The 16531-nt window shown below is 66.7% G+C and carries 11 protein-coding genes; 8 read left to right on the forward strand and 3 right to left on the reverse strand.

The window, feature by feature from the left end; all coding sequences use genetic code 11:
* Positions 1-251: 251 nt before the first annotated feature.
* The 6 genes from AC3A4T_RS08935 to AC3A4T_RS08960 are packed head-to-tail and all read left to right on the forward strand — an operon-like array spanning position 252 to position 7089.
* Positions 252-1535 carry an isochorismate synthase gene (locus AC3A4T_RS08935; RefSeq protein ID WP_487675056.1) on the forward strand — a complete coding sequence of 428 codons (1284 nt, stop codon included), beginning with the start codon at positions 252-254 and terminating at the stop codon, positions 1533-1535.
* Positions 1532-3238: a (2,3-dihydroxybenzoyl)adenylate synthase gene (locus AC3A4T_RS08940; RefSeq protein WP_487675057.1), complete on the forward strand. Its 1707-nt coding sequence runs from the start codon at positions 1532-1534 to the stop codon at positions 3236-3238. The genes AC3A4T_RS08935 and AC3A4T_RS08940 overlap by 4 nt, the downstream gene beginning before the upstream one ends.
* Complete coding sequence (locus AC3A4T_RS08945) at positions 3235-4113, forward strand: isochorismatase family protein (protein ID WP_487675058.1); 879 nt, start codon at positions 3235-3237, stop codon at positions 4111-4113. The genes AC3A4T_RS08940 and AC3A4T_RS08945 overlap by 4 nt, the downstream gene beginning before the upstream one ends.
* Complete coding sequence (locus AC3A4T_RS08950) at positions 4113-5474, forward strand: condensation domain-containing protein (RefSeq protein ID WP_487675059.1); 1362 nt, start codon at positions 4113-4115, stop codon at positions 5472-5474. The genes AC3A4T_RS08945 and AC3A4T_RS08950 overlap by 1 nt, the downstream gene beginning before the upstream one ends.
* Complete coding sequence (locus AC3A4T_RS08955; RefSeq protein ID WP_487675060.1) at positions 5471-6298, forward strand: siderophore-interacting protein; 828 nt, start codon at positions 5471-5473, stop codon at positions 6296-6298. The genes AC3A4T_RS08950 and AC3A4T_RS08955 overlap by 4 nt, the downstream gene beginning before the upstream one ends.
* Positions 6295-7089: a 2,3-dihydro-2,3-dihydroxybenzoate dehydrogenase gene (locus tag AC3A4T_RS08960; RefSeq protein WP_487675061.1), complete on the forward strand. Its 795-nt coding sequence runs from the start codon at positions 6295-6297 to the stop codon at positions 7087-7089. The genes AC3A4T_RS08955 and AC3A4T_RS08960 overlap by 4 nt, the downstream gene beginning before the upstream one ends.
* Positions 7090-7259: 170 nt before the next feature.
* Here the strand turns inward: AC3A4T_RS08960 and AC3A4T_RS08965 are convergent, their stop codons facing one another.
* Positions 7260-7490: a hypothetical protein gene (locus AC3A4T_RS08965; protein ID WP_487675062.1), complete on the reverse strand. Its 231-nt coding sequence runs from the start codon at positions 7488-7490 to the stop codon at positions 7260-7262.
* 384 nt (positions 7491-7874) lie between these two features.
* Positions 7875-9275 (reverse strand): trypsin-like serine peptidase, encoded by a 1401-nt coding sequence (locus AC3A4T_RS08970; RefSeq protein WP_487675063.1) that lies wholly within the window; start codon positions 9273-9275, stop codon positions 7875-7877.
* A gap of 672 nt (positions 9276-9947) precedes the next feature.
* Here AC3A4T_RS08970 and AC3A4T_RS08975 point away from each other — a divergent pair.
* Complete coding sequence (locus tag AC3A4T_RS08975; protein ID WP_487675064.1) at positions 9948-14183, forward strand: Tle-like phospholipase domain-containing protein; 4236 nt, start codon at positions 9948-9950, stop codon at positions 14181-14183.
* A 522-nt stretch (positions 14184-14705) separates the two neighbouring features.
* Complete coding sequence (locus tag AC3A4T_RS08980; RefSeq protein ID WP_487675065.1) at positions 14706-16046, forward strand: alpha/beta hydrolase; 1341 nt, start codon at positions 14706-14708, stop codon at positions 16044-16046.
* Between the two features lie 100 nt (positions 16047-16146).
* On the opposite strand, the gene AC3A4T_RS08985 is transcribed toward AC3A4T_RS08980, so the two are convergent.
* Positions 16147-16365, reverse strand: coding sequence for an MbtH family protein (locus tag AC3A4T_RS08985; protein WP_487675066.1), 219 nt, complete (start codon positions 16363-16365; stop codon positions 16147-16149).
* Positions 16366-16531: the final 166 nt, after the last annotated feature.

Below are 16531 nucleotides of genomic sequence, written 5' to 3' on the forward strand. Positions count from 1 at the left end.
CGCCATCACAAGCCAAGCGCTTGCTGCATCGCAACACCTTGCCGATGCGGTCGGCTTGGCGTAGTTTAAGCCGCATCCCGACGGGCCTGCCCCGTCCCTCCTGCCAGCCGGCGTTCGCGCCTGCAAGCTCGATCACATTCAGAGCTTGCAGGTGACTAAGTGAACGCATTCCGTCGCGCGGCTTGCGCGCAGAGCCGTGCCCATTTCGGCAGCCCCCATTCCCATCGTGCCGCTTCGATCATCGCGCAAGCGTGGCGCGGAGCCTGGCGATGATCGGCGAGGCGCACTCCCTGCATGGGATCGAAGACCTCGCGCTGGCGCCCGCGCCGACCTTGTCGGCGGTTGCGTCCGCCGCCGGCGCGGCCTTGCTGTCGAACTATCAGCCGCGCGATTCGCTGTTTTCATCGGCGTCGACCCAGTTGCATTCACGCGGGGTGCTGCAGTCGCTGACGCATAGCATCGACGACGATCTCGCCGGCGCCAGCGAGCGATTGCTGGCGTATGTCGCGGCCGAAACCGGCCGCTTGCCGATGATCGGCGCGGTGCCGTTCGCCAGCGACGAGCCCTCGCGCATGTGGGTGCCGTCGCAGGCGGTATTCGCCGCCGGTCGCGCGCGCCACCGCGGCGCGGCGTTGAGCGGGTTGAGCGTCGAGCAACGGCCGATGCCGCGGGTCGAACCGGTGCCGGCGCCGGCGCAGTTCATGCGCAATGTCGAGCGCTCGCTGGATCGCATCGTCGCGGGCGGGATCAGCAAGGTGGTGATGTCGCGCAGCCTGCGCATCGCCGCGCGCGTGGACCTGCCGCAGTTGCTCGGTCAATTGCTGGCGCGCGCGCCCGGCGCCTACACCTTCGCGATGGATCTGGCCGGTGCGGGCGGGCCGCAGGCCTGTTTGATCGGTTCCAGCCCGGAGCTGCTGCTGTCCAAGCGCGGCGCTCGCATCGTTTCCAATCCGCTGGCCGGTTCGATTCCGCGCCACCCCGATCCGCAGGAAGATCAGCGGCGTGCGCGCGGCTTGCTGGAGTCGGCCAAGGATCTGCACGAGCACGCATTGGTGATCGGCTCCGTCGCGGCGGCGCTGCGGCCGTATTGCCGCGAACTGCAGGTGCCGGCCTCGCCGTCGCTGATCGCCACGCCGACCATGTGGCATCTGTCGACCCGCGTCGACGGCGTGCTGATCGATCCGTCGACAAGTTCGCTGCGGCTGGCCTTGGCGCTGCATCCCACGCCGGCGGTGTGCGGGTATCCGACCGAGCAAGCGCGCGAAGTGATCCGCGAATTCGAAGGCTACGAACGCGGCCTGTTCACCGGCCTGGTCGGCTGGTGCGACAACGAAGGCGACGGCGAATGGGCGGTGACGATCCGCTGCGCCGTGGTCGAAGAAGAATGCGCGACGGTGTTCGCCGGCGCCGGCATCGTCGCCGGTTCGCAACCGCGCGACGAACTGGCCGAAACCACGGCCAAACTCGGCACCATGCTCGGCGCGATGGGGCTGGCGCATGCGGCGGAGGCCGGCGCCGCGCAGGGCAGGGCATGAGCGCGCAGGCATTCGACACCGCGGCGACGACGCTGCCCGGGTTCACGCCGTGGCCGGAGGAGTTCGCCGCGCGTTATCGCGAACTGGGCTACTGGAGCGGCGTCGGTCTGTATCAGCGACTGGCCCAGGTGGCCGCGCAATACCCTGATCGCACCGCTTTGGTCTGCGGCGAACGGCGTTGGAGCTACGCGTATTTCGACGAACAGGTGCGCCGGTTCGCCGCGGGCCTGGCCCGAATCGGCATCGGCCGTCGCGACCGAGTGCTCCTGCAACTGCCCAATCTCGCCGAACACTACGTCGCCTGCCATGCCTTGTTCCGCCTGGGCGCATTGCCGGTGTTCGCCTTGCCCGCGCATCGCCGCGCCGAGGTCGGCTACTTCGTCGAACACGCGCAGATCCGCGCCTGTGTGATCGCCGATCGCGACGCCGGCTTCGATTTTCGCGAACTCATGCGCGAGGTGCGCGCAGCGCAGTCGTGCCTGCGCGAGGTGATCGTGGTCGGCGAGGCGCAGGAATTCATTGCCTTCGATTCGCTGCTCGACGAGCCGATCGAACAAGCATTGCCGGACGCGTCGGACGTCGCGTTCCTGCAATTGTCCGGCGGTAGCACCGGCGTGCCCAAGCTGATCCCGCGCACCCACGACGATTATTTCTACAGCGTCCGCGCCAGCGCGGAGATCTGCGGCCTCGGGCCGGACTGCGTGTACCTGTGCGCCTTGCCTGCCGCGCACAATTTCCCGATGAGTTCGCCCGGCGCGCTTGGCGTGTTCCATGTCGGCGGTTGCGTGGTGCTGGCGAGGCAGGCCGATCCGGAGTCGTGTTTCGGCCTGATCGCGCGCGAACGGGTGACCTGGACCGCGCTGGTGCCGTCGCTGGCATTGGCGTGGCTGGAGTCGCGGGCGCTCGCGCGCTACGACCTGTCCAGTCTGCGGACGATCCAGATCGGCGGCGCGCACCTGGCCGGCGAGGTCGCGCGGCGCATTCCGGGGACGTTCGGCTGCCGCCTGCAGCAGGTATTCGGCATGGCCGAAGGGCTGGTCAACTACACCCGCGACGACGATCCCGAGCACGTGGTGCTGAGCACCCAGGGCCGTCCGATCAGCGCGCACGATGAGATCCGCGTGGTCGACGACGACGACAACGATCTGGCCGACGGCGAGGTAGGCCATCTGCTGACTCGTGGCCCGTACACGATCCGCGGCTATTACCGCGCCGACGCCCACAATGCGCGCGCATTCACAGCCGACGGTTTCTATCGCACCGGCGACCGCGTGCGGCGCCTGGCATCGGGGCATCTGATCGTCGAAGGCCGGGCCAAGGACCAGATCAACCGCGGCGGCGAGAAGATCGCGGCCGAGGAAGTCGAAAGCCATCTGCTCGAGCATCCGGCGGTGTTCGATGTAGCGCTGGTGGCGATGCCGGACCGCTGGCTCGGCGAGAAATCCTGCGCGTTCGTGGTGCTGCGTCCGATTGCGGTCGATGCGTCGCCGATGGCGCCGCGCGAACTGCAACGCTTTTTGCGCGAACGCGGCATCGCCGCCTACAAGATTCCCGACCGGGTCGAACTGGTCGAGGCCTTGCCGTACACCGCGGTCGGCAAGGCCGACAAGAAGGCGCTGCGCGCGCGGTTCGCGCCGCCGACCGCTGCGATTTCCGCCGCCTCGATTTTTTCCACTCCCCCTCTCAGCGAAACGCAGTCATGACGATTCCAACCATCGCCAGTTACCCCATGCCCGGCGCCGAATCATGGCCGGCCAACCGCGTCGACTGGCGTCCCGATCCGGCGCGGGCGATGCTGTTGATCCACGACATGCAGGAGTATTTCCTCGCGTTCTACGATCGCGCCCAGGCGCCGGTGCCGGAGCTGATCGGCAACATCCGCGCTTTGCGCGATGCCTGCGACGATGCCGGCGTGCCGGTGGTCTACACCGCGCAGCCGACGCAGCAGAGCGCGGTCCAGCGCGGCCTGCTGCAGCCGTGGTGGGGGCCGGGCATCACCGCCAAGCCCGAACTCGCGCCGATCGCGGCCGAACTCGCGCCGCGACCGCAGGACACCGTGCTGACCAAATGGCGTTACAGCGCGTTCGTGTCGAGCGACCTGCGCGAGCGTATGCGCGCGCAAGGCCGCGATCAGATGATCGTATGCGGCATCTACGCCCATATCGGCTGCATGATGACCGTCGCCGATGCGTTCATGCACGACATCCAGCCGTTCCTGATCGCCGATGCGGTCGCCGATTTCTCGGCCGAGGAACACGCGCTGGCGCTGAACTACGTGTCGCGCCGCTGCGGCGTGGTCAGCGATCGCGCCTCGTGCATCCAGGCGCTGGCCGACGGCGTCGGCCTGCCGCGCAGCCTGACCGCGCTGCGCACCGAACTGGCGCTGATCATGGAACTGCCGCTGGAGCAGATCGACGCGCAGGACAATCCGTTCGAGGCCGGGCTGGATTCGATCCGGCTGATGACCTTGCTGGAACGCTGGTCGGCGCGCGGCGAGCGCATCGGCCTGGTCGAACTGGCCGAGCGCGGCAGCGTGTCGGAATGGTGGGACCTGATCGAATCGAGGCGGGCGGCGTGATGGATCGCGACGCACTCGACACGCTGGCCTTGCCATTGACCGGCCCGCAACTGGGCATGTGGGCCGGCCAGCAACTCGATCCGGACAGCCCGTCGTTCTGGACCGCCGAAGCGATCGAATTGAACGGCGCGCTCGATCTGGCCGCGCTCGAAGACGCGGTGCGCGAGACCCTGAGCGCCTGCGATGCCTTGCATATGCGCTACAGCCGCCGCGGCGACGAGGTCGTGCAATCGCTGGACCCGCAACGTCCGGTGGTGATCGGCCACCAGGATTATTCGAACTGCGCCGATCCGTGGCGCAGCGCGCGCGAGTGGATGGGCGAAGACCTGCTGCGCCAGGCCGATCTGGCCCGGCGTCCGTTGTTCGCCAGTGCCCTGATCCGGCTCGGCGCGGATCGCCATCTGTGGTATCTGCGCGTGCATCACATCGCGCTGGACGGGTTTGCCTATCTGCTGCTGATCCATCGCGTCGCCGAACTGTATTCGGCGCGGATCGCGGGACACGAACCGGCGTCCGCGCGCGACTGGTCGCTGGCGCCGGTGATCGCCGAGGAAGCGGCCTACCGGCAATCGCCGCGCTTTCACGAGGATCGCGAGTACTGGTCGCAAGCGCTGAGCGATCTGGGCGAACCGGTCACGCTCGGCCCGAAGTGCGCGCCCGGTGACAGTTCGCATTCGCAACGGGCCGTGTTGCCGCCCGCGCAGTACGCGCAATGGCAGGCCGCGGCGCGCCGGCTCGGCGTGGATTGGTCGGCCTGGCTGATGGCGGCGATCTTCGCCTGGATGCATGCGCGCAGCGGCGCACGCGACCTCAGCGTCGGTCTGCTGGTGATGAACCGGCTCGGTTCGGCCGCGCTCGGCGTGCCGTGCATGGCGATGAATGTGGTGCCGCTGCGCTTGCGAATCGATCCGCAACTCGGCTTCGATGAACTGGTACGCGCGGTCGCGGCGCAACTGCGTGAGCTGCGCCCGCACCAGCGCTACAACTACGAATGGCTGCGCAACGATCTGGGCTTGGCCGACAGCCATGCGCAGTTATACGGGCCGGTGGTCAACCTGATGCCGTTCGATCGCGGCTTCGTATTCGAAGGACTGCGCAGCCGAGCGCATCCGATTTCGGTCGGTTCGGTCGAGGATCTCGACATCACCGTGTCGCCTATGACCGACGGCGTGCGCTTCGATATCGAAGCCAATCCGCAGGCCTACGACGCGGGCTGTCTGGCCGGGCACCACGCGGCGCTGTTGGCCTTGCTGCAACGGGTCATCGCCGAACCCGAGTGCCGCATCGATATTCTGACCGACCGCATCGATCCAGAAATCGATGCGCAAATCGATGCGCAAGCGGCGGTGCGCGCCGCATGAGTACGCGTCCCCGCGCCCGCCTGCTGCGTGTGTTGCGCATCGCCGAACGTACTCCACAGATGCGGCGCATCACTCTGGGCGGGATCGATCTGGCCGGTTTTCCCGGCGGCAGCGAAGGCGCGCACATCAAGCTGCTGTTTCCGGCGCTGGCAGGCGAAGCGCCGCAATTGCCGACCCTGGGCGAGCACGGCCCGGTCTGGCCCGAAGGCGCGGCCCGGCCGCTGATTCGCACCTACACCGTGGCGCGCATCGATCCGCAGTTGAACGAACTCGATGTCGACATCGTGCTGCACGGCGATGACGGGCCGGCGTCGCGCTGGGCGAGCGCAGCGCGGGTCGGCGATCCGCTCGGCCTGGCCGGGCCGGGCGGGCCGGAACTGTTTCGCGCCGACGCGCAGCGGCATGTGCTGATCGGCGATCCGAGCAGCTATGCCTTGCTGTGCGCGGTGATCGCAAAGCTGTCCGATGGCGTCGATATCGACGCTTTGCTTGAGGTGCCCGACCCGAGCGAAATCCAGCCGCTGCCGCCGCATCCGCGCCTGCGCTCGCGCTGGCTGTCGCGCGACGGCCGACCCGCGGGCGCGAGCCGCTTGCTGCTGGATGCGGTACGGGCCTTGCCGTGGTCCGATCGCGAATCGGTGTCGGTGACCCTGGCCGGCGAGAGCGCGCAGGTCGTGGCGATCCGCGATTTCCTCGCCGGCGAACGCGGCGTCCACCGCTCGATGATGTACGCGGTGCCGTACTGGAAGGACCGCTGGGACGAGGACGCCTATCACGAGGAACGCCATCGGATCATGGACGCGTTCGACGAGGCGCAGGCATGAGCGGCGCAGGCACCGGCGAGTTCACCGGCCGGGTCGTCATGGTGACCGGCGCGGCGCAGGGCATCGGCGCGGCGACCGCGCTGCGGCTGGCGGGCGAGGGGGCCGTGCTGGCCTTGATCGATCGCGATGCCGATTCGCTGGCCGGCATCGTCGAGCAATTGCGCGCGGACGGCACGATCGTGTGGGCGCGGGCGCTGGACTTATGCGATGCGGCCGCAGTGGAGCGCGCCGTGGCCGAGATCGAACGCGACCTCGGCGCGATCGAGCATCTGGCCCATGTCGCCGGCATCCTGCGCGTGGGCGATTGCCTGCAACTCGATCCGGACGATTGGGACGCATGCATGGCGGTCAACGCCCGCGCGGTATTCACCACTACCCGCGCGGTTGCGCGGTCGATGCAGGCGCGCGGTCGCGGCAGCATCGTCGCGGTCGGTTCCAACGCCGCCACCACGCCGCGCGTGGGCATGGCGGCGTATGCCGCGTCCAAGGCCGCGGCGAGCCAGTATCTGCGTTGCCTGGCGCTGGAACTCGCGCCGCATGGCGTGCGTTGCAATCTGGTCTCGCCGGGTTCGACCGACACCGCGATGCAGCGCGCCTTCGCCCTCGACGAACAGGCACGGCGCGAGATCCTGATGGGCGTGGCCGATCGCTATCGGCTGGGCATCCCGCTGCAGCGCATCGCCGATCCGGACGATATCGCCGAGGCGATCTGCTTCCTGTTGTCGGATCGCGCGCGCCACATCACCTTGCACGACTTGCGGGTGGACGGCGGCGCGACCCTGGATGCCTGAGGCTGCTGCATAACAAGCAGCGGATTGTGTCTTCAATGAAACAGTGAGGCAAGGTGGGGCTTGAGTGAGCGAAGCGGGCGACACGACGGAGCGTGCCGGGCTGGCCCGGTCGCCCAGGCCAACCCGATGTTGTACTGAATCGGTTCAAGCAAGAAACGTTGCGCCGCGGATTACGGAAGGATGATGCCGCGGCTGTCGTCTTCGCCGACCACGCCGCTGGCGCTGCCGTTGTTGTTCCACACGATGTACAGGTACTTGCGCTCGCCCGGTGCCGGATCGCCGTAGTCGCCGTTGTTGGCGAAGAACTCGCGCTGCTTGTTGGCGTACTGCTGGCTGACCTTGCTGGTGACGTCGTTGGTGCTGTTCCACACGCCGTAACCGGCGTAGCTGATGGTCGACATGATGCTGTCCTCGATCTGGATGATGAGACGACTCGTGCTCGCGGGCCTTGCGGTGCGAGCCGCACCGGCGTCGTCCTGGCCGGTGGTTGAGTCCAGCATCCACAGTGCGGCGCATCCGCACCTTTCGGAAACCTGACGGTTGCAGGGCGGGCGAAACCCGCCGCCAACGTCGAGCACGGCCCGGCCGCGGCAACCTGACGACGACCTGACGGTTCGGATATCGAAGACACGACGGCCGCTTCAGCTTCGGCAGGCGTTGAACGACGGCGGTGATGGCCGAGCCGGTCAGGCAGCGCGACACCGCTAACGGCGAGCCGCTCCTGCATGGAGCGGCCCACCTGTCCGAACGATGGTCAGTCGGACTTGCGAAGTATCACGTCCGGATCAGTTGATGCCGTTGATGAAGGTCGCACCGGTCGCGCCGGGATCCAGCCAGTTGCTCAAGCGGGTGGCGCTGGTGCCGCCGCCGGTCCACGAGGTGAACACGCGGCCGTATTGGTCGCTGCGGTTGGTGCCGGTGGCGCTGCAGCTCGACGGGCCGCCATGCAGCTGACCGATCACGCGCTTTTCCGGACTGTACAAGGGCGAGCCCGACGAACCCGGTTCGGTCACGCCACCGGTCGGCTGCCATTGCACGTTCAAGTGCGTGGTGCCGGCGCCGCCGCCCCAGGCCACGAACGAGGTCGAGGTGGTCGACAGGCTGACGCGCTTCTCGGCGACGTTCGGATGATGGATCGCGACCGCGCCCGGGAAGTTCTGGTTGCGGCGGTCCCAGCCGGCCCAGAACAGGTTGAAGGCCGGGTTGGCCGCGGCGCGCAGTTCCAGCAAGGTGAAGTCGGAGTTGGCCGAGGTCGCGCGCAAGGTCGAGCCCGACTGGTTCTGCGCCAGCGAGCCGTTGCCGTTGGCGCCGCTGGCCGGGGTGTTGGGCGCGCGGCAGGTCGAGTTCTGATAATTCCAGTACACCACGATGCTGTTCGCGGTCGCCGCCGTGGTCATGCCGCAGTGGTGCGCGGTGAGAAAGTACATCCTCTTGTTGTTGGCGGTGTTGTTGACCAGCGAGCCGGTGCAGGCCAGCGACCCGTTCTTCGAATACACGCCGACCGAGCGGATGATGTCGCGGCGGCCGTTGCCATCGGGACAGACCACATCGACGTTGCACGAACCCGACACGCCTTTCTCGCCACTGGCTTCGGCCATGCGCCGCGCGAGCGGCCCGAAACCGACGTAGTCGTGATTGACCTTGGTCAGGCGCAGCTTCAGCTGGCCGGCGCTGGCGCGCGGCACCACCACCTCGATCACCGCTTCCTGGCCCGGCACGATCGCCGTCCACAACTGGCCCAGTTCGTTGTTGTCGCGGTCGCTGTATTCGCGGATCAACTCGCGGTCGCCGCCTTTTTCCTGGGTCGCCGGGTAGATCAGCATGCGGCCGCCGGCCGGCATGTAGTACTCGGTGAAGCCGAAATTCAACGACATCGCCTTGTCCGAACGCACGCGCTGGCGCCAGACCGCATGGTCGGCATCGAGGTCTTCCCACACGCCGGAATTCAGCGGGGTCATGTCGACCGTCATCGGCAAGGCGAAGCGGGGGATGTCGCCGCGCTTGTCGCGCAGGCGGTCTTCGGCCTTGAGCTTGTCGACGTTGACCGCCGGCATGACGCGCACGGCGACCTTGTCGATCGGGGCAACGTTCGGATGCTCGAACGCGGCCGGCAAGGTCGCGGGCGCGGCGATCGCGGCGCCGATCGAAAGGGACAGCAAAGCGAGGGAACCGTACAGTCGTTTCATGGCTCTTTCCTTCCTTGAGAGTAAGACGCGGGGATACGACCCAGTCCGCGACGCAGGCGTGCGCATCCGGCAAACCAGGCCGTATGCGCGGCGAGGCCGGCGAGCGGAGTCGGGCGGTTGAAAGACGTGTTGAACGGCGGTGAAGAACGCACTCGATTGCGCGAAGCGCCGACGCGCGGCGACTTCGCGGTGACCTGAGCTCGGCGGCCACAGCGCACCGTAGGCCCAGGCCGCGTTGCACAACAACGCGAAAAATATCCGCGCGCACGCGGCTTCCGGACTCGTATCACGCAAGTGAAAACAAACTTGTTCAGGTACCTACACGCTGCGCTTTCGCAGCCGGATACCCGGGTTTTCGGTGAGACAGGGTGAGCTTGTTGCGGCCATTGAGGCCATGGCGACTGAACGGTGTTTCGTTCAATCCAAGTGAATACGCACGTTCAGAATAAACCCTTCCTAGGGTAGCCCCGTATTGAATAAGCGTCAGCGGCGATGCAATTCTCGGGGCTGCGCGCAAACAGGCGCGGCATTGCGTTCGCCTGCCGCGCTGCACTGGATGCGCAAACTCGATGCACGAGCGCAAGGCACGACAACCGATTGCTTGACCGGCGGGGCGCTCGACGCAACCCGCTCGAACGGCAAACCCGCAGGTGCGAGACGGAGACAGCCCCGATGAGCGACGAAAAAATCAAGCCACTGCCGCCGCCGCCCCCTCCGCCGCCGCCGGAATCGGTCACCCCCCCACTTAAGCCGCCGGTCAAGATCGAAAAGCCGGAGGACGCGCTCGCCCAGGCCACGTTCGATCAGGGCGGCACCCTGCAGGGGGCGACCCATGAGCAGACCATCGCGAACCTGAGCGACAGCCGCCGCAGCGCGATCGATCAGGCCTCGCAACAAGGCCGAACCGGCGACATCACCGCCATCAACCGCGCCTACGATCAGGCACAGGCGCGCCTGGATGCCGACAACGTCGCGGCCCAGTACAAGCCGGAAACGCCGACCCAGAATCGCACCACGCAGACGCCCGACGGCGCCGCCGTGCGCGAGAGCACCTACGCCGACGGCACCCGTATCGTCCAGACCGACGGGCTCGACGCCAACGGCAACGCGCTGGTCACGACGAAAGTGTTCGATCCGAAAGCGACCGGTCCCGCCGCCGCGGTGCCGCTGGAAAGCCGCAGCGTCGTCGAAAATGGCGTATCGACCGTCAGCGGACTGCCGCAGCGCACGGTCCAGCAAGGTCCGGACGGCAAGAGCGCGGTGCTCACCGATGCCTACGGCGGCACCGCGGCCGATCCGGCGCGTGTGGTGCAGCACGCCGTCATTCCGAACGAACAGGGCTATCAAGTCCAGTCGGTGACGCTGCGAGAGAACGGCGCCGACGTCACCGGGCCGCAACCGCTGCGGATCCGCGAAGTGTCCGCCGACGGCGCGACCACCTTCGATACCGGCGAGGTCAGCAAGGTCACCACCACGCCGGTGGCGGGCCGGCCCGGCGTCAGCACCGTGACCCACGCCTACGACGGCGGCTATCGCATGGAGTACCAGGTGCATGCGGCGCCGGCCGGAGCGCAGGGCATTCCCGATGCGCAGCTGTCGCAAAAGCTGGTCGCGCAAGACGGCAGCGTCGTATTCGAGCAGAAAGGCGTCGCGCGCAGCGAGCAGGTCGGCGAAGACGGGCGCAAGCAGGTCATCGACACCGCCGCCGACGGCCGGCGCACCGTGTACTCGCTGGGCGAAGACGGCAAACTCGCCACGACCCAGGCCTACGACGCCAAGGGCGCGCTGCAGCAGACCACCCAGCATGAGTCGGTCAGCGGCCTGCCGGTGGTCACCAGTCGCGATACCACCACCAACGCCGACGGCAGCAAGGTGGTGACCGAGTACGACGCCCAGCAGCAGCCGGTCGGCGTGCGCCAGACCGCCGCCGACGGCAGTGTGATCAAGGAACTGGGTTCGCTCAAGGGCGAGCGCATCGATGGATCGCGCGCGAATCAGGTCGCCGACGAGATTCTCGATCAGGGCGACCGCACCATGTGGCGGGACGATTACGAGAAGCGGCTGAACTATGCGCTGGACACGCTGCAGGATCTCGACCCGGTGTCCCAGCAGATGGTGCTGTCGGCGCTGCAGGAAAAAGATCCCGGTATGGGCCAATCCTGGTTCAAGACCGACATCCTCGAGAATCTGTCGTCCGAGCAGATGACTCAGCTCGAAAACGGCGGCCTGGACATCATGACCGGCGTGCCCGGCACCAAGGCCGCCGATCTGCAGGCGATCAAGGATATCGATCAGTACAACGCCAACGGCGACAACTACACCGGCGAATACGGCGAACTGGCCGCGACCAGCGACGAGCAGAACGCCGGGCAGCTGCAGGCGTTCATGACCCAATACCAGGCGCGCGCGGCCGATCCCGCCGCGCAGGCGCGCTTCGTGGCGCTGTACAACCGCATGCACGGCGATGCGTTCACCGAAGGCTTCCTCAGCGATGAACAACTGGCCGGTGCGCGCGATGCCGGCCTGACCACCTTGAACGGCGAAACGGTCAAGATCGACGGCAACACCTACAACACGCTGATGGGCGATCGGCTGGAGACCGCGGCCGACAAGAACCCCGCGGTGCTTGCCGCGCGCGACCGGGTGATGGACGCGGGCGTTCGCCGCTTCATGGTCGACAACCAGGAAGAACGCGTGCAGGCGCTGGTCAAGGAAATGGGCGCGCTCGATGCCGATGGCCAGGCGGCGCTGATCCGCCAGATCGTCAAGACCGATCCGGATGCGCGCCTGAACTGGCTGCGCGACAGCATCATCAGCCGCGCCACCGAAGGCAACGAGGCGTTCACTCCGCAGATGCGCGAGTTGATCAGCGACGTGCGCGGCAACGGCGAAACCAGCTTCATGGGCCAGCTGCAGGGCTTCGGCGGCGGGTTCAAGGACGCGGCCGTGGGCTTCGTCGTCGGCCTCGGCGCATTGGCCCGGACCGCGTACGACCTCAGCGGCACCGGCGTGCTCGTCGATCAGGTCAGCGGCGGCAACGCGCCGGCGTTCCTGCCCAGCGCCAAGCGCGGCTTGGAGACCGGCCAGGCGATGGTCGAAGGCTTGCCGCACATGTTCGATCACATCGGCAAGGCCTGGGGCGAAGGCCGCTACGGCGAGGCGCTCGGCAACGTCACCTTCGACGTGGCCTCGCTGGTCATCCCGCTCAAGATTCCCAAGATCAAGCTGCCCGGCGCGGCCGGCGCGGTCGACGACGTGGCCCACAGCCCGCTGCGTTACATCGATCAGCAAGGCCGTCCGGTAACGCCGCCGACGGTCGAACCGCGACTGGCGACGCAAGGTCCTGACGGCGTTTACAACATCACCGATCTGCCGCCGCCGCGCGGCGTGCTCGACGGCGCGCCGCAGCGATTGGCGCTCGACGCGGCGCCGACCGCGGAAGTCATCGCCCAGCGCCAGGCCACGGCCATTTCGTTCTACGAACGCGCGACCGGCAAGCCCGCGGATCTTTCGCATGTGGCCGGCATCGACTTCACCCGTCCGGTGGAAGTGCGGACCTTGCCGAAGGGCACCGAGGTCTATCAGTGGCAGGTGCCGGGCGGGCCGAAGGGCAACTACTTCTCCTTCAGCGACAGCGCCCGTCCCACCGATATCGGCATCGCCGACATCGGTCCGGGGCCGGGCGTGTACGGTCGTGTACGCGACATCCAGGCTCAGCCGCACGTCGGCGTCGATCCAAAATACGCGGCGGAAATCACCCCCAACGGCATCGTGTCCAAGGTATCCACGCGCTACGTGCTGACCGAAGACACGCAAGTATTGGTGTCGACCGCGAATCGCATCGACGATACCTGGGCGATCCCGGACAACACCTTGTCGATGCCGACCGAAGGCGGCCGTCTGCAGATCTATGCGGGCAAGAACGATCCCTTCCAGCCCGTGACCAAGGGCGTCGATCCGCCGGATGCGTTGCCGCCGGCCGGCGCGACCGGCGCCTACCAGGTGCCGCCCGGCCGCAGCTTCGCCGACGACATGGCGGGCACCACGCCGCATCGCCTCGACGGCGATCTGCTGCAAGTGGCCAAACACGTGTACAAGGCCGACGGCTCCGCGCTGGAAGGCAGCTTCCGCCAAGTGGCCGATGCCGATCTGCCGGCCGGTTTCACCCCGGCGGATTTCAATCATTCCTCGGGATTGCGCGCTGGTTTGTACACCAATGGCGAAGGCCAATTCGTGCTTGCGTTCAAGGGCACCGCGCCGACCAGCCGCACGGCGTTGAAGGACATCTACACCGACGCCGCGCAGGGATTGGGCTTCGACACCGCGCAGTACCGGCATGCGGTGGATCTGACCCGTCGCGCCTATGACACCTATGGCGAGAACCTGGTGCTGACCGGGCATTCGCTCGGCGGCGGTCTCGCCTCGCAGGCCGCGATGGCGGTGGGCGGCGGCAATCTGCCGGCGATCGTGTTCAACCCGGCGGCCGTGCACCCGCGCAATCTGGCCCGCAACAACCCGCTGTTCCGCGAGGATGGCGGCGTGCAGCAGGCGCCCGACGGCGGCACCTTCGCCAACAGCCGCGACCTCGCGCCGTATTTCGCCGAGCAAGGCGGCATAGTGCGCGCGTACCTGGTCAAGAACGACGAACTCAACTGGTTGCAAGATCATATTCCGGGCATGCCCGACGCCCTGGGCCATCGCGAAATGCTGCCGCCGAAGTTCCCGGTCGGCCACACCATGGGCCCGGTCGAGGAGAGCTTCAACAAACGCTTCCCCGACGGCGTGCCCGAGATTCCCGCAGACGTCGGCCGCTGGTACATCGATCCGGAAAGCGGGCAATGGACGACGAAGGCGCCCGATCCCAACGCATCGGGCTGGCCCGATTGGCCGCTCGGCGGCGGCCGATAAGGACTTCGGGCGTCGTCAGGGCTGATCGCGCAGGCAGTTCATCGCAGTGTTCCCCCTTTTACGAAAGGGGGAGAGGCACCGTCAGCTTTGGCTTCGGCGCGTGGATATCTGGATACAAAAGCGAATCCCCCGCGCGGCAGTGATGCGACGACCGCATGGCTGCTTCGGGCGCTCGCCCACTCTCTAAAATGGGGATGATGCTCGCAGGCACGGCGTAGTGCTTTTCCCCCCTTTGTAAAAGGGGGGCAGGGGGGATTCGCTTCTGCTTCTGCTCTCTCTTCCCTCAAACCAACAAGCAGACTGGGGCATCGGCCGTCGACGCTGTCGCGCGAGTGCGGACCCGCTGCGTTCGCGCCGATGACCGGAGGCTCCAAGCCGGCTGGCCTATACGTAAAGATCGATACTGCCCCGCGCATCGGCGGCGGGCCCGGCCACGAACGGTCGAACTGTTCGCACCCAACTGTCCGCACCGCCGCTATTCGTGCGTTAACCCCAGTACGAATGGACGACTGGGGACAGGACATGGCCGACAAGACCATTGGGCGCTTCTTGCATCGGCTTGGCATGGCCTGTCTATTGCTGATCGCGTGCGTCAACGCCGGTTGTGTGTCCGGGCGGACCTATCGAACGCAGTTTCATGCAGGCGACTACTGCACCTTCACAAAGAGCGGCGACTGTCCTGGGGAATTGCTGCATCAAGTGGTCGAAACGCCCGGCGAGCCTTCACCGCCGGTACTGATGGGCTATGTCGAATTCGACGACCAAGGCTATCTGCGGGCCCCCGCAAGCAAGGAAAGCCTGATCAACCAGATCCGGGCGATCGATCGCGATCGCCCGGTGCTCATGGTGGTTTTCGCGCACGGATGGAAGCACAACGCGGCGGCCAAGGACGGCAACGTCGAGGCATTCGCGAAGTTCCTGGTAAAGATAGCGAAAGCGGATGCGGATGCCTGCAAGGGCAAGGTTTGCGCGGCTCGCCAAGTGGTCGGGATCTATCTCGGCTGGCGCGGGCTGTCCAACAAAGTCGAACCGTTCAAGACGCTGACATTCTGGGGCCGAAAAGGGCGTGCGCATCGCGTCGGTACCGATGGCGCTACCGAGGTTCTCGCCGAGCTGGCCAAACTCAATGCCGTCAATCACGCGGTTCGCAAGACCAGCGGCAATCGCTTGATCATCACCGGCCATAGCTTCGGCGGTGGGCTGATCTACAACTCGCTCAATCAGCTGCTGATTCGCGACACCGCATTCATCAACAACGGCAAGGTTCCGCGCAACGTCGCGAGCCTGGTGGTGCTGGTGAATCCCGCGTTCGAGGCGGCACGCTTCAACGCACTGCAGCGCAAGGCCTCGACGATGACGTTCAGTCCCAGACAAATGCCGATCCTGGCGATCTTCACCTCACAGGCCGATACCGCGACCAAGCGGGCCTTTCCGGCGGGCCGAGCGCTCGCGACCTTGTTCTCCGAACACAGCACCTCCGAGCAGAAACGCCAGAACGTCCAGGCGATCGGGCATTACGCGCCGTACCGGACCCACACCCTGAAGCCGCTTGCCACGCCGTCGTCGGTTAAATTCAGGGACTTCGGTTGCGCGTGGAAGGCCTACAGCACAGGGGCCACCGATCAATGGGATGTCGGAGCCGTGGCGCTTGCACGAACTCCGGCAACGTCCGCCAGTTCACCGCCTAGCCTGCAATCGGCCCGTTTCAATCCCTACATGGTGGTCCAGGTCGAGAAGGGCATCATCTCGGGGCATAACGAAATCTGGGGCGACGAGTTCTCCGATTTCCTGTATCGATTCGTCGCTGTCCAGGGCTTCAGCAGGAAATGCACGGTTGCGGACGATTCGGCGGAGCAGGATTGAACCGCGCAAGAGCCGGGCTCCGCGCAAACGTTGGCCGTTTCAGGCGCAGTCGCACAGGCCGGGGCGGACGGGTTCGCCCCGGATGCGCAGCCTTGCGAACTCAGGATGCGTGGGCAGCGTCCAGCGCCGCGAGGCTGGCCGGACGCATGTCGACCCAGTGTTGCTCGACATAGTCCAGGCAGGACTGGCGCTGCTCCGGGCCGAACACGCGCTTCCATCCGGCCGGGACTTCGGCGAACTCGGGCCACAGGGAATGCTGGTTCTCGTCGTTGACCAGGACGAGGAAGCTGCCGTTGTTGTCTTCGAAAGGATTGGTCATGGTGTTTTCCGTTTGATGGTGGTTGATAAAACGGTTGGCGTCGCCGAAGCGAAGGCCATCGGGAAAATCCGCCGCTCGTGTCGAGCTGCGGGGACGGCGCGCCGCGACCGAACCCGCGCTTGCGGCGGTCGCGCGACACGGCAATGAGGCGAGCGGTCGCGCCGGT

The sequence above is a fragment of the Lysobacter sp. Soil_N_51 genome (assembly GCF_057655755.1).

What these genes read in the sequence shown, in the direction of transcription:
- AC3A4T_RS08955 (WP_487675060.1), top strand. Translation starts at nt 5,471, where the DNA reads ATGAGTACGCGTCCCCGCGCCCGCCTGCTGCGTGTGTTGCGCATCGCC.
- AC3A4T_RS08960 (WP_487675061.1), top strand. Translation starts at nt 6,295, where the DNA reads ATGAGCGGCGCAGGCACCGGCGAGTTCACCGGCCGGGTCGTCATGGTG.
- AC3A4T_RS08980 (WP_487675065.1), top strand. Translation starts at nt 14,706, where the DNA reads ATGGCCGACAAGACCATTGGGCGCTTCTTGCATCGGCTTGGCATGGCC.
- AC3A4T_RS08945 (WP_487675058.1), top strand. Translation starts at nt 3,235, where the DNA reads ATGACGATTCCAACCATCGCCAGTTACCCCATGCCCGGCGCCGAATCA.
- AC3A4T_RS08950 (WP_487675059.1), top strand. Translation starts at nt 4,113, where the DNA reads ATGGATCGCGACGCACTCGACACGCTGGCCTTGCCATTGACCGGCCCG.
- AC3A4T_RS08965 (WP_487675062.1), bottom strand. Translation starts at nt 7,490, where the DNA reads ATGTCGACCATCAGCTACGCCGGTTACGGCGTGTGGAACAGCACCAAC.
- AC3A4T_RS08940 (WP_487675057.1), top strand. Translation starts at nt 1,532, where the DNA reads ATGAGCGCGCAGGCATTCGACACCGCGGCGACGACGCTGCCCGGGTTC.
- AC3A4T_RS08970 (WP_487675063.1), bottom strand. Translation starts at nt 9,275, where the DNA reads ATGAAACGACTGTACGGTTCCCTCGCTTTGCTGTCCCTTTCGATCGGC.
- AC3A4T_RS08975 (WP_487675064.1), top strand. Translation starts at nt 9,948, where the DNA reads ATGAGCGACGAAAAAATCAAGCCACTGCCGCCGCCGCCCCCTCCGCCG.
- AC3A4T_RS08985 (WP_487675066.1), bottom strand. Translation starts at nt 16,365, where the DNA reads ATGACCAATCCTTTCGAAGACAACAACGGCAGCTTCCTCGTCCTGGTC.